Annotated in this window: 26 protein-coding genes, 3 tRNA genes and 1 pseudogene; 18 read left to right on the top strand and 12 right to left on the bottom strand. The window is 59.5% G+C overall.

What is annotated here, in order from left to right; genetic code table 11:
* The 4 genes and pseudogenes from ACR0NO_RS18165 to ACR0NO_RS18150 form a co-directional block, all read right to left on the bottom strand.
* Positions 1-388, bottom strand: a pseudogene (locus tag ACR0NO_RS18165) (transposase); the annotation flags it as partial.
* A gap of 28 nt (positions 389-416) precedes the next feature.
* Complete coding sequence (locus ACR0NO_RS18160) at positions 417-884, bottom strand: hypothetical protein (protein WP_480724959.1); 468 nt, start codon at positions 882-884, stop codon at positions 417-419.
* Positions 885-911: 27 nt separating this feature from the next.
* Positions 912-1,046 (bottom strand): hypothetical protein, encoded by a 135-nt coding sequence (locus ACR0NO_RS18155; RefSeq protein ID WP_480693498.1) that lies wholly within the window; start codon positions 1,044-1,046, stop codon positions 912-914.
* A gap of 186 nt (positions 1,047-1,232) precedes the next feature.
* Positions 1,233-1,307, bottom strand: a tRNA-Thr gene (locus ACR0NO_RS18150).
* Positions 1,308-1,390: 83 nt separating this feature from the next.
* On the opposite strand from ACR0NO_RS18150, the gene ACR0NO_RS18145 reads away from it, so the two are divergent.
* The 9 genes from ACR0NO_RS18145 (at position 1,391) to ACR0NO_RS18105 (ending at position 7,189) form a co-directional block, all read left to right on the top strand.
* Entirely contained in the window at positions 1,391-1,546 is a 156-nt protein-coding gene (locus ACR0NO_RS18145) for a hypothetical protein (RefSeq protein ID WP_170379886.1), read from the top strand.
* A gap of 6 nt (positions 1,547-1,552) precedes the next feature.
* Positions 1,553-2,821 carry a UDP-N-acetylglucosamine 1-carboxyvinyltransferase gene (gene murA / locus ACR0NO_RS18140; RefSeq protein WP_480724958.1) on the top strand — a complete coding sequence of 423 codons (1,269 nt, stop codon included), beginning with the start codon at positions 1,553-1,555 and terminating at the stop codon, positions 2,819-2,821.
* Positions 2,818-3,294, top strand: a complete 477-nt coding sequence (locus tag ACR0NO_RS18135; protein ID WP_170470878.1) for a DUF2948 family protein — start codon at positions 2,818-2,820, stop codon at positions 3,292-3,294. The genes murA and ACR0NO_RS18135 overlap by 4 nt, the downstream gene beginning before the upstream one ends.
* Before the next feature lie 61 nt (positions 3,295-3,355).
* Entirely contained in the window at positions 3,356-3,811 is a 456-nt protein-coding gene (locus ACR0NO_RS18130; RefSeq protein WP_480724957.1) for a GNAT family N-acetyltransferase, read from the top strand.
* 53 nt (positions 3,812-3,864) lie between these two features.
* Positions 3,865-5,166, top strand: a complete 1,302-nt coding sequence (gene hisD / locus ACR0NO_RS18125; protein ID WP_480724956.1) for a histidinol dehydrogenase — start codon at positions 3,865-3,867, stop codon at positions 5,164-5,166.
* A 99-nt stretch (positions 5,167-5,265) separates the two neighbouring features.
* Positions 5,266-5,745, top strand: coding sequence for a UPF0262 family protein (locus ACR0NO_RS18120; RefSeq protein ID WP_170379879.1), 480 nt, complete (start codon positions 5,266-5,268; stop codon positions 5,743-5,745).
* Between the two features lie 3 nt (positions 5,746-5,748).
* A complete protein-coding gene (locus ACR0NO_RS18115) occupies positions 5,749-6,201 on the top strand; it encodes an arsenate-mycothiol transferase ArsC (RefSeq protein WP_170462968.1) in 453 nt (150 codons plus the stop codon).
* A 3-nt stretch (positions 6,202-6,204) separates the two neighbouring features.
* Positions 6,205-6,603 carry a ketosteroid isomerase-related protein gene (locus ACR0NO_RS18110; protein ID WP_480724955.1) on the top strand — a complete coding sequence of 133 codons (399 nt, stop codon included), beginning with the start codon at positions 6,205-6,207 and terminating at the stop codon, positions 6,601-6,603.
* Entirely contained in the window at positions 6,596-7,189 is a 594-nt protein-coding gene (locus ACR0NO_RS18105; protein WP_480724954.1) for a GNAT family N-acetyltransferase, read from the top strand. Before ACR0NO_RS18110 ends, ACR0NO_RS18105 begins: the two co-directional genes overlap by 8 nt.
* Positions 7,190-7,215: 26 nt before the next feature.
* Here the strand turns inward: ACR0NO_RS18105 and ACR0NO_RS18100 are convergent, their stop codons facing one another.
* Positions 7,216-7,959: a hypothetical protein gene (locus ACR0NO_RS18100; protein WP_480724953.1), complete on the bottom strand. Its 744-nt coding sequence runs from the start codon at positions 7,957-7,959 to the stop codon at positions 7,216-7,218.
* Positions 7,960-8,040: 81 nt separating this feature from the next.
* The gene (locus ACR0NO_RS18095) at positions 8,041-8,256 is read right to left on the bottom strand and encodes a hypothetical protein (RefSeq protein WP_170462965.1); all 216 of its coding nucleotides are present in this window, start codon (positions 8,254-8,256) and stop codon (positions 8,041-8,043) included.
* Positions 8,257-8,402: 146 nt separating this feature from the next.
* Here ACR0NO_RS18095 and ACR0NO_RS18090 point away from each other — a divergent pair, with 146 nt between their 5' ends.
* The 7 genes from ACR0NO_RS18090 (at position 8,403) to ACR0NO_RS18060 (ending at position 11,991) form a co-directional block, all read left to right on the top strand.
* On the top strand, positions 8,403-9,278 hold the full coding sequence (locus ACR0NO_RS18090; RefSeq protein WP_480724952.1) for a carbon-nitrogen hydrolase family protein: 876 nt from the start codon (positions 8,403-8,405) through the stop codon (positions 9,276-9,278).
* Positions 9,279-9,368: 90 nt separating this feature from the next.
* Entirely contained in the window at positions 9,369-9,587 is a 219-nt protein-coding gene (infA, locus tag ACR0NO_RS18085) for a translation initiation factor IF-1 (protein WP_005978431.1), read from the top strand.
* Between the two features lie 11 nt (positions 9,588-9,598).
* Positions 9,599-10,177, top strand: coding sequence for a Maf family protein (locus tag ACR0NO_RS18080; protein WP_480724951.1), 579 nt, complete (start codon positions 9,599-9,601; stop codon positions 10,175-10,177).
* The gene (locus tag ACR0NO_RS18075) at positions 10,174-11,196 is read left to right on the top strand and encodes a ribonuclease E/G (protein WP_480724950.1); all 1,023 of its coding nucleotides are present in this window, start codon (positions 10,174-10,176) and stop codon (positions 11,194-11,196) included. The genes ACR0NO_RS18080 and ACR0NO_RS18075 overlap by 4 nt, the downstream gene beginning before the upstream one ends.
* Positions 11,193-11,375 (top strand): DNA gyrase inhibitor YacG, encoded by a 183-nt coding sequence (locus ACR0NO_RS18070; protein ID WP_170379863.1) that lies wholly within the window; start codon positions 11,193-11,195, stop codon positions 11,373-11,375. The genes ACR0NO_RS18075 and ACR0NO_RS18070 overlap by 4 nt, the downstream gene beginning before the upstream one ends.
* Before the next feature lie 79 nt (positions 11,376-11,454).
* A tRNA-Phe gene (locus tag ACR0NO_RS18065) sits at positions 11,455-11,529 on the top strand.
* 63 nt (positions 11,530-11,592) lie between these two features.
* Entirely contained in the window at positions 11,593-11,991 is a 399-nt protein-coding gene (locus tag ACR0NO_RS18060; RefSeq protein WP_480724949.1) for a DUF6538 domain-containing protein, read from the top strand.
* On the opposite strand, the gene nadC is transcribed toward ACR0NO_RS18060, so the two are convergent.
* The 5 genes from nadC to ACR0NO_RS18035 form a co-directional block, all read right to left on the bottom strand.
* Positions 11,982-12,851: a carboxylating nicotinate-nucleotide diphosphorylase gene (nadC, locus tag ACR0NO_RS18055; protein WP_480724948.1), complete on the bottom strand. Its 870-nt coding sequence runs from the start codon at positions 12,849-12,851 to the stop codon at positions 11,982-11,984. The two genes, ACR0NO_RS18060 and nadC, sit on opposite strands and share 10 nt — an antisense overlap.
* 3 nt (positions 12,852-12,854) lie before the next feature.
* Entirely contained in the window at positions 12,855-14,393 is a 1,539-nt protein-coding gene (locus ACR0NO_RS18050) for an L-aspartate oxidase (protein ID WP_480724947.1), read from the bottom strand.
* Positions 14,390-15,361 (bottom strand): quinolinate synthase NadA, encoded by a 972-nt coding sequence (gene nadA, locus ACR0NO_RS18045; RefSeq protein WP_480724946.1) that lies wholly within the window; start codon positions 15,359-15,361, stop codon positions 14,390-14,392. Before nadA ends, ACR0NO_RS18050 begins: the two co-directional genes overlap by 4 nt.
* Positions 15,362-15,438: 77 nt before the next feature.
* Positions 15,439-16,353 (bottom strand): NUDIX hydrolase, encoded by a 915-nt coding sequence (locus ACR0NO_RS18040; RefSeq protein ID WP_480724945.1) that lies wholly within the window; start codon positions 16,351-16,353, stop codon positions 15,439-15,441.
* 123 nt (positions 16,354-16,476) lie between these two features.
* A tRNA-Arg gene (locus tag ACR0NO_RS18035) sits at positions 16,477-16,553 on the bottom strand.
* 137 nt (positions 16,554-16,690) lie between these two features.
* Here ACR0NO_RS18035 and ACR0NO_RS18030 point away from each other — a divergent pair.
* Complete coding sequence (locus tag ACR0NO_RS18030) at positions 16,691-17,716, top strand: LacI family DNA-binding transcriptional regulator (protein WP_480724944.1); 1,026 nt, start codon at positions 16,691-16,693, stop codon at positions 17,714-17,716.
* 4 nt (positions 17,717-17,720) lie between these two features.
* Complete coding sequence (locus ACR0NO_RS18025; RefSeq protein ID WP_480724943.1) at positions 17,721-18,935, top strand: winged helix-turn-helix domain-containing protein; 1,215 nt, start codon at positions 17,721-17,723, stop codon at positions 18,933-18,935.
* Positions 18,936-18,938: 3 nt separating this feature from the next.
* Here the strand turns inward: ACR0NO_RS18025 and ACR0NO_RS18020 are convergent, their stop codons facing one another.
* A complete protein-coding gene (locus ACR0NO_RS18020; RefSeq protein ID WP_480724942.1) occupies positions 18,939-19,634 on the bottom strand; it encodes a fumarylacetoacetate hydrolase family protein in 696 nt (231 codons plus the stop codon).
* Positions 19,635-19,799: the final 165 nt, after the last annotated feature.

Here is a 19,799-nt window from a genome sequence, read left to right as displayed (position 1 = left end):
AGGCGTCCACGTCCCCTTTTTTGACACCCAAAGGCTTGCGTTACGGTGGGCCTTCAGGTCGGTGGCATCGACCATCACAGTCTTCTCTTCACCGTGTTCGGCAGCCAGACCAGCCATCATCCGGGCGAAGATGCCTTTGACGCTCCACCGCTTCCAACGGTTATAGAGCGTTTCCGGGGCTTACGTGGCCCCACTGGGGCCACGATCCCCTTCAACTGTGTGGGCCATACGCCGAAGAGGCATCGCGCCATCTCAACCCATTGCGATTAATGAAGACAATGCCGCTCAACACACGTCGATCATCAACGCGTGGTTTGCCGTGGGACTTGGGGAAGAAAGGCTCAAGACGCGCCACCTGCGCATCCGTCAGCCAGAAAAGATCAGACATGGTCACCGCTCGATTTTCGAACCGTGAATCAAGCAGCAAAGCGGAAATCAATGGGTCCTGACCCTAGGGTTTTGCTGGTATCGCCATTTTCATTTTCTCTTTCCTGTGCCTTCGGCTCAACGTATTCAGGGTATTTGTCCGTCTGGCCGATGTCTGAGTAATCGCCAAACGCCTTTGCCTCATTGACCGCTGACGCTTCGTTCATTGCAGTTGACAAGTGGCCCAGTAATTTCATGCGCGAAGCTGAAGTGATGCTCAGGTGGCGCTTGCCGAGAGCCGCATCAACAAGCCCTCCGAACCTCGCCTCGAGTGTTGTTTGTGTCTTCAGTGAGTCGTCGATTTCCACCTCCAACTCGTTGACCAGCCCTTTCTGAACCAACGCTTTCCGCTTCGAAACGTCCTGCCACATCTGGGGTTCACCGGGGTTTTCGCCGAAGACCGCCACGAACGCTGCCCGCACCTCGCCAGCAAGTGCCAGTGCCTGTTTGTGGCTCAACTCAATTGGCCCTCTCCTCAAGCTGTCTCAGTGGGCTTCAACTGCGGCCAATGCTGCTGGGAACCGCTTCCGCGCTTCCGTCAGTTCTTTCGTCCTCAGATACGCTTTGGCATTAGTGTTGATCTTGGCTCGCGTTGTGGTGTCACCGATGGGGATAGTCAAGAACGTCTCCTGTGCTTTTTTCGCGACGTCTGCAGGAGCCGCAACCCACAGGTAATAGGTCCCGTTATCTCGTAAGACAGGGTTCGGCACTATCTTCACTCGCTTCAATGTACCACCTCCATGTACCAGACACGGCGGCGTCACACCCTAAAATACAAGGGGAGCCATAAAACAAGAGTGATTAGATGGTGCTGCTGGAGAGAATTGAACTCTCGACCTCTCCCTTACCAAGGGAGTGCTCTACCTCTGAGCTACAGCAGCATCGTGGGCGGGTGATTAGACTCAAACGAAACGCGGCGCAAGGGTGTCTGGACGGTTTTTTTCGCCTCCTGTAGAGAAAGACCATGGCAGATAAAGATACACCTAAAAAACACGGCAAATCCGGTGATGCGCGGGAAGAGCGGCTGAAAGCAGCGCTCAAGGCCAACATGGCTCGGCGCAAGGCGCAGGCCAAGGCGCGGGCGGCCTCGGATGACAAAGCCGACAAGGACGAGGGATAAGAGCAGATGGATTCGATTCTGGTGACGGGCAACGGGCCGCTGAACGGTCAGATACCGATTGCGGGGGCCAAGAATGCGTGCCTGACGCTGATGCCCGCGACGCTACTAAGCGAAGAACCGCTGACGCTGACCAACGCGCCACGCCTCAGCGACATCAAGACCATGACAGCGCTGCTGCAATCGCTGGGGGCTGAGGTGTCCGCGCTGCAGGACGGTCAGGTGATAGCGATGTCCAGCCATGATCTGACCAGCCAGACGGCGGACTATGACATCGTGCGCAAGATGCGGGCCTCAAATCTAGTGCTGGGGCCGTTGCTGGCGCGCTTCGGGCAGGCGGTCGTGTCATTGCCGGGTGGCTGTGCCATTGGCGCGCGACCGATGGACCTACATGTCGAAGGGCTCGAGGCCTTGGGCGCCGAGATTGAACTGAAAGACGGGTATTTGCACGCCAAGGCCTCGGGAGGGCTGAAGGGCGCGGTGCACGAGATGCGCTTTGCCTCGGTCGGGGCGACCGAGAACATCGTCATGGCTGCAACCCTGGCCAAAGGCACCACTGTTCTGAAGAACGCAGCGCGCGAGCCCGAGATTGTCGATCTGGTGGAGTGTTTGCGCAAGATGGGCGCTCAGATCTCGGGCGAAGGGACCTCGACGATCGAAATTCAGGGCGTCGACCGCCTGCATGGTGCCACCCATCAGGTGGTGACAGACCGGATTGAGTTGGGAACCTATATGCTGGCCCCTGCGATCTGCGGTGGCGAGGTAGAACTGCTGGGCGGGCGCATGTCGCTGGTCAGCTCCTTCGTGGAAAAACTCGAAGCCGCGGGCGTCAGCGTTTCGGAAACCGAAAAAGGCCTGAAAGTTGCGCGCAAGAATGGCCGCGTGCGGGCCGTGGACGTGGTCACCGAGCCTTTCCCGGGCTTTCCGACCGACCTGCAGGCGCAGATGATGGCGCTGATGTGTACTGCCGAAGGGACCTCGGTTCTGGAGGAGCGTATTTTCGAAAATCGCTTCATGCACGCGCCGGAGCTGACGCGCATGGGCGCGCAGATCGAGGTGCATGGCGGGACGGCCACGGTCACCGGGGTTGAGCAGCTGAAAGGCGCACCGGTTATGGCCACAGATCTGCGGGCTTCGGTCTCGTTGATACTGGCGGGTCTGGCGGCAGAAGGCGAAACAACTGTCAGCCGGGTCTATCATCTGGACCGCGGATATGAGCATGTGGTGCGCAAGCTGGAAGGCGTGGGTGCCAAAATCGAACGGATCAAGGGCGAATGACAGACGCAAGTTTTGAAGACGGCCGCGAAGCGCCGCTGAATCTGGGCGCCGAAGACGGTGATGACCTGCAGGTGATCTCGTCGCTTGCGCAGGATGCGGTGTTCCCAGTGACCGAGATGAAGTGGCAACCCTCGCAGCGCCGTTTCGGGCTGTTGCTGAACCGCTTTAGGTGGGAGGACAAGGATGCCGCCACGCGCCGCGACCGCCCATTTGAGCGCGTGCAGTCGGTTCTTGTGTTCGACTCGGTGTTGTCGGTCGCCAGTCAAGGGATCGACCGCCGCGACACGGATATGGTGATGTCGCTGCTCTCGGTCGATTTCGAGGCAGGCGAGGACGGCGCAGGCCAGATCCTGCTGACCCTTGCGGGCGACGGCGCGATCCGCCTGACGGTCGAGGCAATTGAAGCCACTCTGAAAGACGTGACGCGCCCCTATCAGGCTCCCTCGGGCCAGGCACCGCATCATCCAGAATAAACGCGGCATATCGCAGGCCTTCTCTGGACCCGCCTCGGGTCTGGAGCTGCGCCGTGCGACCGTGTTCGATGTGTTCCAGATCAGCCAGGTGTTGATCCGCTCGATCACCCATCTCTGCGCGGCGGATCACCAAAAAGACCCCGGACTTGTGGCGCTGTGGACCGCCAACAAAGACCCGCAGACCGTTCGCGGCTGGATACAAATCGGCTCGGATATCTGGGTGGCTGAGCTAGACGGACAGATCGTGGCCGTCGGAGGGCTGCGCCACGGTTCGATGATCTCACTGCTTTATGTCGATCCCAGCCATGTACGGCGTGGTATCGGGCGGGCCCTGCTGGCCCGGCTGGAGCAGGAGCTGGCGGATCAGGGCTGCGCACAGGCCTATCTGGATGCAACCCACACAGCACGGGCCTTCTACCTCAGATATGGCTGGGTTTCGGCGGGCGATGTGGAAGAGTGGCACGGGATGACCCAATTCCCCCTGCGCAAATCGCTGCACCCGGCCGAGAAGGGTTGAGACCAACCCTTACGGACGATATGTCCCCGTGAAACGCTCCGGAGTGCCAGATCATGCCCGTTTTCCTCGACACCACCTCGCCCGAGTTTGAGGCCGCCTTTCAAACGCTGCTGTCGGCCAAGCGCGAAGACAGCCCGGATGTGGATGCGGTTGTGGCTGGAATCATCGACGATGTCCGTAGCCGTGGCGATGCGGCGGTGATCGAGCTGACCTCGAAATTCGACCGGCTGGAGCTGACCCCCGAGACATTGGCCTTTGCGTCTGATGAGATCGCCGAAGCCGTCGCACAGGTGACCCCGGAAGACCGCGCCGCACTGGAACTGGCGGCAGAGCGTATCCGCGCCTACCACGAAAAGCAGATGCCTGAGGATCACCAGTGGACAGATGAAGCCGGCGCGACTTTGGGCTGGCGCTGGTCGGCTGTCTCGGCGGCGGGCCTTTACGTGCCGGGCGGTTTGGCCTCCTACCCCTCATCCGTTTTGATGAACGCGATTCCGGCCAAGGTGGCAGGGGTTGAGCGGTTGGCCATCGTCGTGCCTACGCCCGACGGGCAGGCAAACCCGCTGGTCCTGCTGGCCGCGCAACTGTCCGGTGTGGATGAGATCTACCGTATCGGCGGCGCGCAAGCCGTCGCCGCGCTGGCCTATGGCACCGAAACCATCGCTCCGGTCGACAAGATCACCGGCCCGGGCAATGCCTTTGTCGCTGCCGCAAAACGCCGGGTGTTCGGCAAGGTCGGGATCGACATGATCGCGGGTCCTTCGGAGATTCTCGTGATCGCCGACAAGGACAATGAGCCCGACTGGATCGCGCTGGACCTGCTTAGCCAGGCCGAACATGATGAAAGCGCGCAGTCGATCCTGATCACGGATGATGTCGAGTTCGGTCAGGCCGTGGCGCTGGCCGTCGAAAAACGCCTTGAGACCCTACAGCGCCGCGCCATCGCCGGCGCCAGCTGGCGCGACTTTGGCGCGATCATCACCGTACGTGATCTGGATGAGGCCGCCTCACTGTCGAACCGCATCGCGCCAGAACACTTGGAACTCTGCGTGGCCGACCCGGTGACGCTGAGCGAGAAGACCATCCACGCAGGCGCGGTTTTCCTTGGACAGTACACTCCAGAAGCCATCGGAGACTATGTCGGCGGCCCCAACCATGTGCTACCGACAGCACGTTCGGCGCGGTTCTCATCCGGCCTTAGCGTGATGGATTTCCTCAAGCGTACCACCCTCAGCCAGATGACCCCCGAAGCCCTACGTGCAATCGGCCCCGCGGCTGAGACATTGGCGCAATCGGAAAGCCTCGAGGCGCATGGTTTGTCCGTCACTGCACGTCTGAACCGGCTGAACGGCTGATGGGACGCAGAGATCGCCAGCTTGTGGCGTTTCTGTGCGTTGCCCATTGAAATCCATTGTTATAGGTCTGAGCAGACGTGAAGGATTGTGACCGTTAAAATGACTCGTATCTCGCATATCGAACTGGATGACCGGAACCTGCCCCCGCCGACCCCTGAGATCGAGCAGGAGCGCAAGGTCGCCATCTATGATCTGCTTGAGGAAAACAGCTTTGACCTGCCTCAGCGGGATGATCGCGCCATTCCCGACGGCCCGTATCACCTGCAGCTTTCGATCCGCGACAAACGTCTGGTCTTTGATATCAGCACCGAAGACAGCCAGAAAGCGGCTGAATTCCACCTGTCCCTCGGGCCGTTTCGGCAGGTGGTGAAAGACTATTTCCAGATCTGCCAAAGCTATTTTGACGCGGTCAAATCTCTGCCGCCCAGCCAGATCGAAACCATCGACATGGCCCGGCGCGGCATTCACAACGAAGGCAGCCGGGTTCTGCAGGAACGGCTGGAAGGCAAGGCCGACGTAGACACCGACACCGCCCGACGCCTGTTCACGCTGATCTGCGTGCTACATTTCGGAGGCTAACGGGTGACGCCTCTGCCGCAGTCCATTCTGTTCTGTTGCGACCACAACTCGGTTCGGTCTCCGATGGCCGAAGGCATCATGAAAAAGTTCTACGGCACCGGGACCTATGTGCAATCCGCTGGCGTTCGCAACGATCTGGATATTGACGGCTTCTGCATCGCGGTCTGTCAGGAAATGGGTGTTGAGCTGTCCCGCCACCGCACACGATCCTTTGACGAGATGCAGGAATGGGGCGACGATCTCAGCTCGTTCGACCTGATCGTAGCGTTGTCCCCGGCCAGTCAGCGCAAAGCGCTGGAGCTGACCCGGATTTTCCACCTCGATGTCGATTATTGGCCAATAATGGACCCTACCGGGATGGGCGAGACGCGGGAATCAAAGCTACATCACTACCGACAGACCCGCGATCAGATCATCAAGCATCTGAAAGACCGCTGGGGCGAACCAACGGAGTGACCTATGAACCAGACCGTGAAGACCTATTTCGACGCCTTCAACGCCGGTGATGTCGATGGCATGCTGGCCTGTCTGTCCGATGACGTGGCCCATCATGTGAACGAAGGCCAGATCCGCGTCGGCAAAGAGAAATTCGCAGCCTTCTGCGCCCATATGAACCGCTGCTACAAAGAGAACCTGACCGATATCGTGGTGTTCGATGCCCAAGGTGGCACCCGCGCCGCGGCCGAATTCATCGTGAACGGCACCTATCTGGAAACCGACGAAGGCCTGCCCGAAGCGCATGGCCAGGGCTATCGCCTGCCTGCAGGGTCGTTCTTTGACCTGCACGACGGCAAGATCACCCGCGTGACCACGTTCTACAACCTTGCGGACTGGACCAAACAGGTCTCGAATGGCTGAGGTCACATCCGTCCGGCCCCTGACCGGTGCAGCCCTCGAGGCCGCTCTGGACGACGTCGCGCGCCTGCGGATCGAGGTGTTTCGGGCCTGGCCTTACCTCTATGACGGCGACCTGGAATACGAGCGCAGCTATCTGCAATCCTATCGCGACAGCGACAAGGCCATCGTTGTCGGCGCCTTCGACAATGACCGCCTTATCGGAGCCTCGACGGGCGCGCCTTTGACCGACCACGCCGACGATTTTGCCGCCGCGTTTAAAAGTACAAGCCTGGACCTGTCACAGATTTTCTACTGTGCCGAATCCGTCCTTCTGTCCGATTACCGAGGCCAAGGCGTTGGTCACAAATTCTTCGACCAACGCGAGGCCCACGCCCGCGCACAGGGTTTCACCAAATGTGCCTTCTGCAGCGTGCAACGCCCAGCCGATCACCCTATGCGGCCCGCAACCTATCGCCCACTTGATACGTTCTGGAAATCCCGCGGCTACGAGCCATTGCCTGGCGTGATCGCTCAATTCTCGTGGAAAGATGTCGGGGACGAAGGCGAGACGCTCAAGCCATTGCAGTTTTGGATCCGGGATTTGTGAGCATCGACACAGAGATGGAATCCGGCCTACAACTGAAAGTGGATATGATCATCATGGCGCGCCGCGCGACACCCTTGGAACCTGATTTTCGGATGCGAAGCGCCCAAGCGATCCACAAGGTGGGGCTCGACAAAGACTTTCCCGACACGGTCATCTTCGACCAGAACCTCTAGCACGGATCGGTTGCGGTCTTCATCGATGCCGTAGTCGTGCCAGAGGGGTTGCAGCGCATCGAAATCCCATCTGAGTGTGGGCCACGTCTTTGAACACTCTTTTGGCCCCTGTTCGAACGCGAAATAGCCGATCGGTGAACGCGTCGCGCCTTTCAAATAACCCGTTTCGCCCGCGTAGTAGAATGCAAGGTCTGCCTTTTCCCCGTCATCATGCGACAGATGAGGCAGCAGCGGAAATCCATCTAAGAAGGGAAAGTTGGCGTCAAGCACAACGGTAACTGTGCCCGGATGCCTTTTGTCCATTTCCTCCGCAGTGCTGGTCAGGACGTCATACATCTCCGGAGAGACGTAGTTTCTGTTCAACGCACAGTACATCCAACTTTGTACTTCTAAAGGACCCTCTTTCGAACAACTCAGCGCCACGCGCCCGAAATGCGGCGCGATCCAGATGCTTGCCAAAGAAAGAGCTGCGTAGGTGGCTAGAAATGCCAATAGATGCCGTTTGAAGAAACGTGAAATCACCCAAGCGATGCCGCCAATTTGTGTCAGAAGCGTTAAAACCAAAACGATGAGAATGTGAAATGCAATTCGAACCATGCGCGATGGTTGCCATTCTCTAAAGGCGCACGCAACACCGTTGTTGTGATGCCAATCAAGGCCTTCAGAAATCTCTACTTCTCAACCTTGACGCCTTCGACTGATCAAACCGTATTTGACGGCCCAGCCGCGGAGTGACCTGGTCTTGCGCTTTTTCGGGACCACGCTGTCTTTGCTCTGGGCGCCGCCTTTGCGATTGAACTCATAGACGTCAATGACACGTTCCGCGCAGCCGCAGGCCTCACCCATGCCGACCTTGGCGAAATAGAACTTCTCGAAGCTTTCAGGTTTTTGCATGGTGCCCTCCGGGTGCGAATAAACCACATGGGCCTGAGACCTCCAATTCACTTTGTCGTCGTTTCATCAGACCGAAAGGTCGGGCCTGTACACGCCCAGCCATCGTCACTTAGTGTCCCGACAAATCAATATCGAAGGACAGATCGATGAGAGTCGCCACCGCCGCCTACGACCTCGATTGGCTCGACAGTTGGGCGCAGTATGAGGACAAGTTGAACGCCTGGGTGACGCGGGCCGTCGGGAACGGGGCCGAGTTACTGGTCTTTCCCGAATACGGCGCCATGGAACTTTCGACACTGGACGGGGCCGACGTGGCCGGCGATCTGGAGTGGTCGATCCAGGCGGTCTCGGACCGGATGGAGGATGTGCAAAACCTGCACCAGCGCTTGGCGAAGGAATACAGGACATACATCCTCGGGGCCTCGGCCCCGGTTGCGGCAGGTGTGGGGCGTCCGGTGAACCGGGCTGAACTTTATGCTCCGGACGGCCGTCAAGATCATCAGGACAAGCAGATCATGACCCGGTTCGAGCGCGAGCAATGGGATATCGTCCCCGGCGGCCCTCTCAAACTGTTCGACACGGCATTGGGCAAGATCGGCGTACTGATCTGCTATGACAGCGAATTCCCCCTGCTAGGCCGCGCCCTGAGCGATGCGGATCTGATCCTTGTCCCCTCCTGCACCGAAGCGCTGTCCGGATATTGGCGCGTGCGCATTGGGGCGATGTCGCGTGCCCTGGAAAATCAATGCGTTACGGTCATGGCATCGCTGGTGGGGAACAATGACTGGTCCGAGGCCGTGGATATGAACACCGGGACGGGAGGCATTTTTGGCCCGCCTGACAAGGGCTTTCCGCAAACCGGCGTTCTGGCCGAAGGGACACTGAACCAACCGGGCTGGACCTATGCCGATATCGACCTAAGCGCGATCGCCGATGTCCGCGCCGACGGGCATGTCCTGAATCGCACCCATTGGGACGAGCAATCTCCCCGAGTCGAATCTGTCACATTCTCCGCGCTTTAATGATTCCGCCCTTGAAATAAGGGAAAAATAGGCTCATTTAAGCGCACATCCTCGCAGATTCTGCGAGTGCAACGTAATGATGGAGACAACATGGCCAAGGAAGATACGCTCGAATTTCCCGGTGTCGTGAAGGAACTCCTGCCTAATGCGACGTTTCGGGTCGAGCTGGAAAACGGCCATGAGATCATCGCACATACGGCAGGCAAGATGCGCAAGAACCGCATCCGTGTTCTGGCCGGCGACAAAGTTCAGGTCGAGATGACCCCATACGATCTGACCAAGGGTCGGATCAACTACCGCTTCAAGTAACGCCCTACCTTATGGCGTTTATCCTCGGATCGGGCAGCCCAAGGCGGCTGGACCTGCTGGCGCAGCTTGGCTTGCAGCCCGATGCCGTACGCCCTCCTGACATCGACGAAACGCCTTTGAAGGGTGAGCTTCCGGTTCCCTATTGCAGCCGAATTGCGCGCGAAAAAGCGCAGGCAGTTCAGGCGGATCGTGCGGATATCGTCTTGTGCGCGGACACCACGGTGGCGTTGGGGCGTCGCATTCTGGGCAAACCCGAAAACGCAGGAGAAGCGGCCGAGTTTCTGCATGCTCTGTCCGGGCGTCGGCACCGGGTCGTGACCTCGGTCGCGGTGCGCTGCGGAAACCGTGTGTTGCAGCGTGACGTGGTCTCTCAGGTCAAGATGAAACGCTTGTCGGATGTCGAGGTGAACGCCTATCTTGCGACGGATGACTGGCAAGGCAAGGCGGGTGGTTATGCCATCCAAGGCCCGGCCGGGGCGTTCATTCCCTGGATTTCCGGATCGTTCACCGGCATCGTGGGCCTGCCCCTTTCAGAGACTGCCACACTTTTGCAGGCAATCGGCTACCCATTGTACAGAGAGGCGCCATGAAAGGCCGCACAATCGTTCTGGACCATTTTGAAGGCCGCGAAGCAGCCGCACTGATGGTCGACGGCAAGCTCGACGATTTTCTGATCGCCGGAGACGCACCGCCCCCCGGCACGATCTACCGGGCCCGCGCGGATCGCCCGGTCAAAGGCCAAGGCGGCATGTTCCTCACCACTCCGGATGGGCCCGTCTTTCTGCGTCAGGTCAAGGGCCTCGCACCCGGAGCGCTTCTGCTGGTGCAGGTGACAGGTTTTGCCGAGCCGGGCAAAGCCGTTCCGGTCACCGACCGCGTACTGTTCAAAAGCCGCTATGCGATCGTGACTCCTGAGGCTCCGGGCTTGAACATCTCGCGCAGCATCAAGGATGAGGATGAGCGCGACCGCCTGCTGGAAATCGCCCATGAGGTCATGGGCGACAGCACCTACGGCTTGATTCTGCGGTCATGCTGCGTTGGTGCGGATGCAGATGACATCTCCGAAGACATCGGTGCCATGCTGTCGCAGGCCGAACAGGTCCTGAACGATCCGGGCACCGAGCCTGAAACCCTGGCCGAGGGCGACGGCCCTCATATCCTGGCCTGGCGAGACTGGACCGACCCTGCGGATGTCGTGACCGAGGCCGGAGGCTTCGAACATCACGGTGTTCTGGACGCTCTGGACATTGCCCGCGGCATTGCCGAGCCTCTGCCAGGCGGAGGGCATCTATACATCGAACCCACCCGCGCGCTTGTTGCAGTGGATGTGAATACCGGCGCCGACACTTCGCTCGCAGCCGGTACAAAAGCCAATTTCGCCTGCGCCAAGACCCTTCCACGCGCCCTGAGGGTGCGCGGTCTAGGCGGTCAAATCACGATCGACATGGCTCCGATGCCCAAGAAAGACCGTCGTGGTCTGGAGCAAGCCCTACGCACCGCTTTCAAGGCGGATGGGATCGAAACGACGCTCGCAGGTTGGACGCCGCTGGGCCATTTCGAGCTACAACGCAAACGTGGGCGCATCCCTTTGAGTGAGGTGCTGGAATGACTTGCCCGATCTGTCAGGAAAAGACGGTTTCCAAATACCGCCCGTTCTGTTCCAAACGCTGTGCGGATCTGGATCTGGCGAAGTGGCTGAACGGATCCTACGCCGTGCCCTCGCAGCGCGAAGAGGATACCGAGGACACGATTTCCGAACCCGAAGACATCCCCCGCCGTCCGCACTGAAAAAATGTCAAAAAGCCTCTGGACACCGCTTGGTGCAAGTCATAGAAGGCCTCCACCCAATGGCAATTGCCATTCCCGTGCCCGGGTAGCTCAGGGGTAGAGCAGTGGATTGAAAATCCTCGTGTCGGTGGTTCGATTCCGCCCCCGGGCACCATTCCCAACAGGTAAGCTACTGTTTCCCTTCAGCTTTAACTGGAACCGACCAAGGGCGTAGTACATGCTGGAGAACAAAACCGTTCCCTTCTCATTTGTGAAAGCAGGGGGCTTGTACTTCACACGGCGGGTCCCGAAGGACCTCGATCACCACTATACCACCAGAAAAATATCGTTCTCGCTGCGGACAAGATCAGCGGCGTCCGCAAAGTCCCGAGCGCAAAGAACTTCTCAGCAATTGGATGATCACTGGTATCGCCTACGTATCCAAGACGTAGACCTACCGGGTAAGCATCTTCTGAGGATGACCGCCCTCTCTGGACGAGAAGAGACCAGGTCCAATCGGATCCATGAAACCCTCGACTCTATGACTTGTTGTATTCCAAATATCGGGGAAGCTTACCCTCTGGGCCAGCGAAGGCCGCAGTGTCCAGTATTCTGCGGCCAGTGTTTTCAGGGGTGACTTGCGACGAAATCCAGACCGATATCAAGGCAGGGTGCGCTGTGGGTGATCCAGCCCATGGAAATCAGATCAACCCCGGTTTCAGCGACAGCGCGCACGCTGTCAGGTGTGATCCCGCCCGAGGCTTCGGCGATAGCTCTCCCATCAATCATACCCACTGCCTCGCGCAATGTGGTCGGGGTCATGTTGTCGAGCAGCACGGCATCGGCACCGATCTCCAAAACCTGCTCCAACTGCGCGAGTGTATCGACCTCGATCTCTATCTTGACCATATGGCCGACCGTTTGTTTCGCGCTTGTCAGGGCTGGGCCGACGCCTCCGGCGATGGCGACATGGTTGTCTTTGATGAGCACCGCATCGCTTAGGGAATAGCGGTGGTTCATGCCTCCACCCGCGCGCACGGCGTATTTTTCCAGCGCGCGCAGACCCGGGGTTGTCTTGCGGGTGCAGGCGATTGAGGCGCGCGTGCCTTCGACACGGCGCACCAGATCAGCGGTCGCGCTGGCAATTCCCGAGAGATGGCCCATGAAATTGAGCGCGGTTCGTTCAGCGATCAACAGGCTGCGGGACGGCCCTTGGAATGTTGCAATCGGCGCGCCGCTCGAAACCGAGTCTCCGTCGTTCACATGGCGGGTCACCGTGATGGCCGGATCAACCAAGGCGAAGGCAAGTTCCGCACAGTCCAGACCGGCGATGCAACCGGGTTGGCGCGCGCGCGCCACAACCTCGGATCGGTGATCTGGTGGAATGACGGCGGCAGAGGTGACATCGCCCGCCAGACCGAGATCTTCATCCAGAGCGCAGCGGATCATCGGCTCAAGCATCGTGCGCGGCAACGGGGTAAGGGGCATGGCAGTCATGGATCAGGCTGTCCTCAGCTGGGGTTCTTGGTCGACCGAACCCGCATACGACAGGATTTCGGTGATATTCATCTGGTTTGATCGCGGATTAGTCTCTGGTTCGGGGGAATCGCCACGATAGTGCCCGCCGCAGGAGCCCCGACGCTGTTCGGCGAAAACCGCGACTGCAAGCGCCACGAGCGCCGGGTCCGAAGTTGGCCCACATGACCGAACATGCGGCAACAGGTTCGAGATCGCGTTCCGCAGCCCAGCGCCATGGCGGATCACACCCAGATGCTGCGACATTGTCGGTCGGACAGTCGCAAGATCAGGATCAGGCAGTGCAGCGGGGTTGGGGACAAAGGCCCGGGCTCGCATCGTGCTGGCGGCAACATCGCTGGCGGCGCGGCGCGCCATCACAACAGCCTCAAGCAGAGAGTTACTGGCAAGGCGATTGGCCCCGTGCAAACCGGTCGCCGCACATTCACCGATCGCCCACAATCTGGGTAGCGTGCTCTGGCCGGTCTGGTTAACGGCAATGCCACCCATGTGATAGTGCGCAGCCGGACGTATTGGAATCGGGTCACGCGCGGGGTCGATGCCATGCGCTGCGCATAGGGCCTGAATGCCAGGAAAACGTTTGGCAAAGCCCGCGACCAGCGAAGCGCGGGCGTCAAGAAACACGCGCCCTCCGCCTGCGATGACCTGATGCACCGCGCGGGCCACCACATCGCGCGGGGCCAGTTCGGCATTCGCGATATGCAACATGAACCGCTTGCCTTTCTGGTCGATCAGAGCTGCCCCCTCGCCCCGCACCGCCTCGCTGATCAGGGCCAAAGGTGCCTGGTCAGTAGCCAGCGCGGTCGGGTGAAATTGCACGAATTCCATATCGCGCAAAGCTGCGCCTGCACGTACGGCCATCGCCAAACCCTGCCCGAAATTGCCGGACGGGTTGGTGCTGGCGTCGAACAAATCCCCGCAGCCACCTGTCGCCATGATGACCTGAGCGGTCCGCAACACCACCGCTTGACCCATCGCTTGCAGATGAACACCGGCAACGCACCCGTCTGCGGTCACAAGCCGTCGGGCCTCAACCCCCGTCAGGCAGGTGATCGACGGGCAATGCTGCACCGCGCGGGTCAGAGCAGACATGATCTCGGCCCCGGTCCGGTCGCCGCCAACATGCAGAATGCGGCGGCGGGAATGCGCGGCCTCGCGCGCCAAGGCAAAAGTGCCGTCCTGCGCCCTGTCGAAGCGGACGCCGTATCGCTCAAGCACAGCGATCGCCTCGGCGGCCTCTGAGAGGATGCCCGAGGCGACAGTTGCATCACACAGCCCATCTCCGGCCCGCAGTGTATCAGCCAGATGCCGGGCAGGGTCGTCATCAGCGCCCAGCGCCGCAGCAATCCCCCCTTGGGCCCATACACTTGAACAGTCCTGCCCCAGCCCGGTGCGGGTGATCAGCACCACAGGCAGCGGCGCAAGTTCCAGTGCGGCTACCAGCCCTGCGATACCGCCACCGATGATGGCGATCCGGTCATGGAGCCCCTCAAGCCGGATCATTTCACGGCCAGCATTCGCTCGACCGAACGGCGCGCATCGTCGGCGATGGCCGGATCGACGGTGACTTCGTGGCGATCCAATTCCAAAGCTTCACGGATATTGCCCAAACTGATGCGCTTCATATGCGGACACAGATTGCACGGGCGCACAAACTCCACGTCTGGATGGTTCAGTGCCACGTTGTCGCTCATGGAGCATTCGGTCAGAAGGCAAACCCTTGCCGGTTTCTTGTCGCCGACGAAGTCCGACATCACGGCGGTAGAGCCTGAGAAATCAGCCTCGGCCACGACCTCGGGTGGACATTCCGGGTGGGCCAGCACCGTGACACCCGGCCATGCCTCGCGCATCGCCCGAATATCGTCTGGGGTGAACAGCTCATGCACCTCGCAATGCCCGTGCCAGGCGATCAGTTCGACATCGGTTTCCTTGGCGACGTTCTTGGCAAGGTACTCATCCGGTATCATCAACACGCGCGGCACCCCGAGGGATTCCACCACTTTCACTGCGTTGCCCGAGGTGCAGCAGATATCTGAGGCAGCCTTCACCGCAGCCGACGTGTTAACGTAGGTGACTACCGGTACACCCGGATGGGCTTCGCGCAGCAGCACGATATCTTCGGGCGTTATGGAATCCGCCAGCGAACATCCCGCCCCCATATCCGGGATCAGCACGGTTTTTTCAGGGTTCAGCAGCTTGGCGGTTTCGGCCATGAAGTGCACGCCAGCCAGCACGATAACATCGGCGTCGACCTCAACGGCTTCGCGCGCCAGGGCCAGGCTGTCACCTACGATATCGGCCACACCGTGAAAGATCTCGGGCGTTTGGTAATTGTGCGCAAGGATGACGGCATTCTTCTGCCGCTTCAGATCGAGGATGGCTTCCAGATCCTCTTCGTACTGCATCCATTCGGCTGGCGGAATGACTTGCTTAACCCGATCGTACAACTCTGGCAGGCGGAAATCTTTCATTGGCTCCTCCAATTATACTCGATTCGAGTACATTTGAGATGTGATTATTCTCGATTCGAGATTATGTCAAGCGCAACTCAGGACTTGGACAGAGGCAGCCTTGCGCCCGACAGCATGCGGGCCTCAAGAATAGCAGGTCGATATCGGAACAGACGCGCCGGGCGGCCGCCGGTGCCGCTCGAGATTTCGCCTGTTTCTTCAACAAGTTCCTGCTGGTCGATCTGGCGGCGGAAATTGGGTTTGTGCAAGTGCAGACCCGACAGCGCCTCGACCGTGCGCTGTAATTGAAGCAGGGTAAAGCTTTCGGGCATCAGCTCGAACACGACCGGAGAATATTTGATCTTGGCCCGCAACCGTGAAATGCCAGTGGCAAGGATGCGGCGGTTGTCGCCCGCCATGGGCAGGCCAAACTCGGGCACATCGACCAGACCGGCCTCATACATCAGCTCATAGCGCTGCAGAACCAGTTCCTCGTTCCACGTCTTTCCATTAAGACCGAACAGATAGTCGACACGCTGAGCCTTGTGCGGATCTGCCCCAGCCCAAGCCGTCAGGCGATCGGCGATACGCGGCACTTCCTCGGGCATGCTGTCACGATGGTCTTCCCACGGGAAGTACCGGTACCAGCTGCGCCAGGACGGGCGCCCTGCTCCGGCTGCATCCTGTTCGCGCACCAGCCCTAGATAGCTGATCGAGATCCGCTGCGTGTTTTCTACATCCCCAGACCGAGGATCGCGATCCCTGTCCGCAAATGTATAGAGCTGTTCAAGATACCCCACAGGATGACCGGTCTGCGCTTCAATCCAGGCACGCAGGCTGCTCTGCAGGCTGCGATGAGAGGATTCGAACGGCCCCGATGGCAGCGCCTCCCCCCCTCGCAAGGTCATGACACGCGGCTGGTTGTCGGTCACGGCGACAAGGATTGCGATCAGTTCGGCAGGGGCTAGTCCGCTGGGCAAGAAGGTACCTGTGTATTGCGCGATGCCAGTCATTGACATCCTGTTTGATTTCTAACCCAGATTTCAAACCTTTGCTTGAGGAAAATGTCATCGCGCCGACACCGACCTCAAGATGAGGTTTTCGCCGATGATTGAAGGTATTTCCGGCACCTGCAGTGGCGACCCCGGCAGGATTCGAACCTGCAACCTGCCCCTTAGGAGGGGGCTGCTCTATCCAGTTGAGCCACGGGGCCGTGCAAAGCCCTCTCTACCTTTGTTTTTTCGGCTTGTCATGGGGTTTACTGTGGGTTTGCTGTGGGCGTGCTGAACAGTTGTAAACTGCAGGGTGTTTACGCTAGCATCAGATAAAACAACAACGCAGGTGCCCTCCGTGAACACAGAAACAAAACGCCCGCTTACCCTTCGCGATGTCTCTGAAGCCTCTGGGGTGTCCGAGATGACGGTCAGCCGGGTCCTGCGCAATCGGGGCGATGTGTCGGATGCGACGCGCACCCGCGTTTTGGCCGCTGCGAAGGAACTGGGCTATGTGCCCAACAAGATCGCAGGCGCGCTGGCCTCAAGCCGGGTCAATCTGGTGGCGGTCATCATTCCATCCCTGTCCAACATGGTCTTTCCCGAGGTTCTAACCGGCATCAATCAGGTGCTTGAGGACACCGATCTGCAGCCTGTGGTCGGCGTGACCGACTACCTGCCTGAGAAAGAGGAAAAAGTGCTGTATGAGATGCTCTCCTGGCGGCCCTCGGGGGTGATTATTGCCGGGCTGGAGCATACCGAAGCGGCGCGGGCGATGCTGGATTCGGCCGGAATTCCTGTGGTTGAGATCATGGATACCGATGGCAAACCGGTTGATGCGATGGTCGGGATCTCTCATCGTCGCGCCGGGCGCGAAATGGCTCAGGCGATCCTGAAAGCGGGCTATGAACATATCGGCTTCATGGGCACCAAGATGCCGTTGGACCACCGGGCGCGGAAACGGTTCGAAGGCTTCACCGAGGTTATGGGCAAGCACGGGATCGAGATCGAGGATCGGGAGTTCTATTCCGGCGGCTCGGCTCTGGCCAAGGGGCGTGAGATGACGCACGCCATGCTGGATCGCTCGCCCGATCTGGATTTCCTGTATTATTCCAATGACATGATCGGTGCTGGGGGGCTGTTGTACCTACTAGAGCAAGGTATCGAAATTCCCGGTCAGATCGGCTTGGCTGGTTTCAACAATGTCGAACTTCTGCAAGGCCTGCCCCGCAAACTGGCGACGATGGACGCCTGCCGACTTGAGATCGGACAGCAAGCGGCCAAGATCATCGCCACGCAGCTTGACGATCCGAATGCCGAGATTGAGACCCGCGTGACTCTGACCCCCAAGGTCAACTTTGGGGATACGCTGAAACGGCGCTGATATCGTGGCGCTGAAACGGCTGGACAATCGCACGGCGCGGGCGATCTTCATGGATTGCCACGCGCTGGCCGAACCTCCTTCGGGCGGCTCTAAGGGCACCGATCTGCTGGATTTGATCCAGAGGCTGGGCTTCGTTCAACTGGACAGTATCAATACGGTGGCGCGCGCGCATGACATGATCCTGTTCTCGCGCAGGCCCAGCTATCGCAGCGTTAACCTCAAGCGCTTGTATGAGCGGGACCGGGCGCTATTCGAACACTGGACCCACGATGCCGCCGTCATACCGATGGAGTATTACGCGCATTGGCATCTGCGGTTTCAGCGCGATGCGGATCTGCTGAAATCGCGGTGGAAGAACTGGCGTCGGGATGGGTTTGAGCAGCAGTTCGAAACGGTTCTGAGCCATATCCGCGACCATGGGCCAGTGTCCTCGTCCGACGTGGGAAAGGATGAAAAGAAAGGCTCGGGCGGGTGGTGGGATTGGCACCCGTCTAAGACCGCGCTTGAGTACCTTTGGCGCTCTGGCGCGCTGACAGTTGTCGGGCGTGAGGGGTTTCAGAAACGATATGATCTGACCGAGCGGGTGATCGAAACTCATCTCTGCCCCGGTCAGCGACCCTGTGACGCCGAGGCGACGGTTGATTGGCTGTGCAATGCGGCGCTGGACAGGCTTGGCTTTGCCACTTCGGGTGAGCTGGCCGCGTTCTGGGATACCGTCAGCGCGGCTGAGGCCAAGGCATGGTGCGCCCAAGGGTTGCAATCAGGTGCACTGGAAGAAGTCGAGGTTGCTTGCGTCAACGGGCGCCTGCGCAAACTGTTTGCCCGCCCCGATCTGACCGATGGTCTGAGCGATCTGCCCGCACCAACAGGCCGCATCCGGGTTCTCAGCCCGTTTGACCCGATGCTGCGTGACCGGAACCGAGCCGAGCGGCTGTTCGGCTTCCACTACCGGATCGAGGTCTTCGTGCCCGAACCCAAGCGGACCTATGGCTACTATGTTTTCCCGCTTCTGGAAGGCGACAAGCTGATTGGCCGGATCGACATGAAAGCCCATCGCGACGAAGGCATTCTGCGCGTCAAAGCCCTCTGGCCAGAACGCGCGATACGCTGGTCGGATGCTCGTACGCAGCGACTGCAATCCGAGTTGGACAGAGTGCGCCGGTTTGCCGGTCTTGATACGGTCGAATTTGCCAATGACTGGCTGAAAGAGCCTAAATAGGGTCTATTCTGGATCCGTGAGGGTCAGGTGAATGGGCTCCAACCCATCTATCCCACCTTCAATTTCATCCCCCGCTGTAACCGGCCCTACCCCGGCGGGGGTGCCTGTCAGGATCATGTCTCCGGGGCGCAGGTGATAGAAACCGGACAGGTGGCAGATGATCTCATCAATTTTCCAGATCAACTCATGCAAAGTCGCGTCTTGCCTAACCTCGGCGTTGACGGTCAGGTGAATGCGCTTGTTGTCCTCTGGGGACCACTCGGCGGCTCGGGTCAAAGGCGCAAAGACAGCGCCGTTCTCCACATCCTTGCCCAGATCCCAAGGGCGCTGTTTGTTGCGCTCGCGGATCTGAAGATCGCGACGGGTCATATCCAGCGCGCAGCCATAGCCATAAACTGCTTCCCACGCCTCTGCAGGGGTGGTGCGGAACACGGGGCGACCAATGGCGACGGCCAGCTCCATTTCATGATGGTAATTTTCGGTGCCCGGCGGGTACGGCACGCTCGCTCCGGTCAGAACGGCGTTAGCGGGCGACTTGGTGAAATAGAACGGTGCCTCACGATCTACCTCGTGGCCCATTTCAGCGGCATGCGCCGCATAGTTGCGCCCAACGCAGAAAATCCGACCGATGGGATAGGTCGCCTGCTCGCCGACCACAGGGATCGAGACTGGTTCGGGTAGAGAAAACAGATGCGGCATGGCGATCCCCTGAGTGTTGCGTCGAGCAGCTTATCGTCTGGCACGCAACTGGCAAGCCGTCGCGATGCGCCGGTTCACGCCGACATCTGCGGCGAGATCGGGCGCAAAGCCGCCCAATTCCTACCGCGGCGCATCTGGGCGTATGAATCCCTTGGAAACAGGTAA

This window comes from Ruegeria sp. CL3 (assembly GCF_056536505.1).
Note: the sequence above shows the minus strand (reverse complement) of the source record. Positions and strands in the feature narration are given on the sequence as shown.

Excerpts from the sequence above, each read along its gene's own strand:
- ACR0NO_RS18080 (WP_480724951.1), top strand. The coding sequence starts at position 9,599 with ATGGCGTTTATCCTCGGATCGGGCAGCCCAAGGCGGCTGGACCTGCTG.
- infA (WP_005978431.1), top strand. The coding sequence starts at position 9,369 with ATGGCCAAGGAAGATACGCTCGAATTTCCCGGTGTCGTGAAGGAACTC.
- ACR0NO_RS18135 (WP_170470878.1), top strand. The coding sequence starts at position 2,818 with ATGACAGACGCAAGTTTTGAAGACGGCCGCGAAGCGCCGCTGAATCTG.
- ACR0NO_RS18050 (WP_480724947.1), bottom strand. The coding sequence starts at position 14,393 with ATGATCCGGCTTGAGGGGCTCCATGACCGGATCGCCATCATCGGTGGC.
- ACR0NO_RS18120 (WP_170379879.1), top strand. The coding sequence starts at position 5,266 with ATGACTCGTATCTCGCATATCGAACTGGATGACCGGAACCTGCCCCCG.
- ACR0NO_RS18060 (WP_480724949.1), top strand. The coding sequence starts at position 11,593 with ATGCTGGAGAACAAAACCGTTCCCTTCTCATTTGTGAAAGCAGGGGGC.
- hisD (WP_480724956.1), top strand. The coding sequence starts at position 3,865 with ATGCCCGTTTTCCTCGACACCACCTCGCCCGAGTTTGAGGCCGCCTTT.
- ACR0NO_RS18100 (WP_480724953.1), bottom strand. The coding sequence starts at position 7,959 with ATGGTTCGAATTGCATTTCACATTCTCATCGTTTTGGTTTTAACGCTT.
- ACR0NO_RS18040 (WP_480724945.1), bottom strand. The coding sequence starts at position 16,353 with ATGACTGGCATCGCGCAATACACAGGTACCTTCTTGCCCAGCGGACTA.
- ACR0NO_RS18090 (WP_480724952.1), top strand. The coding sequence starts at position 8,403 with ATGAGAGTCGCCACCGCCGCCTACGACCTCGATTGGCTCGACAGTTGG.
- ACR0NO_RS18095 (WP_170462965.1), bottom strand. The coding sequence starts at position 8,256 with ATGCAAAAACCTGAAAGCTTCGAGAAGTTCTATTTCGCCAAGGTCGGC.
- ACR0NO_RS18110 (WP_480724955.1), top strand. The coding sequence starts at position 6,205 with ATGAACCAGACCGTGAAGACCTATTTCGACGCCTTCAACGCCGGTGAT.
- ACR0NO_RS18070 (WP_170379863.1), top strand. The coding sequence starts at position 11,193 with ATGACTTGCCCGATCTGTCAGGAAAAGACGGTTTCCAAATACCGCCCG.
- ACR0NO_RS18075 (WP_480724950.1), top strand. The coding sequence starts at position 10,174 with ATGAAAGGCCGCACAATCGTTCTGGACCATTTTGAAGGCCGCGAAGCA.
- nadA (WP_480724946.1), bottom strand. The coding sequence starts at position 15,361 with ATGAAAGATTTCCGCCTGCCAGAGTTGTACGATCGGGTTAAGCAAGTC.
- ACR0NO_RS18105 (WP_480724954.1), top strand. The coding sequence starts at position 6,596 with ATGGCTGAGGTCACATCCGTCCGGCCCCTGACCGGTGCAGCCCTCGAG.
- ACR0NO_RS18145 (WP_170379886.1), top strand. The coding sequence starts at position 1,391 with ATGGCAGATAAAGATACACCTAAAAAACACGGCAAATCCGGTGATGCG.
- murA (WP_480724958.1), top strand. The coding sequence starts at position 1,553 with ATGGATTCGATTCTGGTGACGGGCAACGGGCCGCTGAACGGTCAGATA.
- ACR0NO_RS18020 (WP_480724942.1), bottom strand. The coding sequence starts at position 19,634 with ATGCCGCATCTGTTTTCTCTACCCGAACCAGTCTCGATCCCTGTGGTC.
- nadC (WP_480724948.1), bottom strand. The coding sequence starts at position 12,851 with ATGACTGCCATGCCCCTTACCCCGTTGCCGCGCACGATGCTTGAGCCG.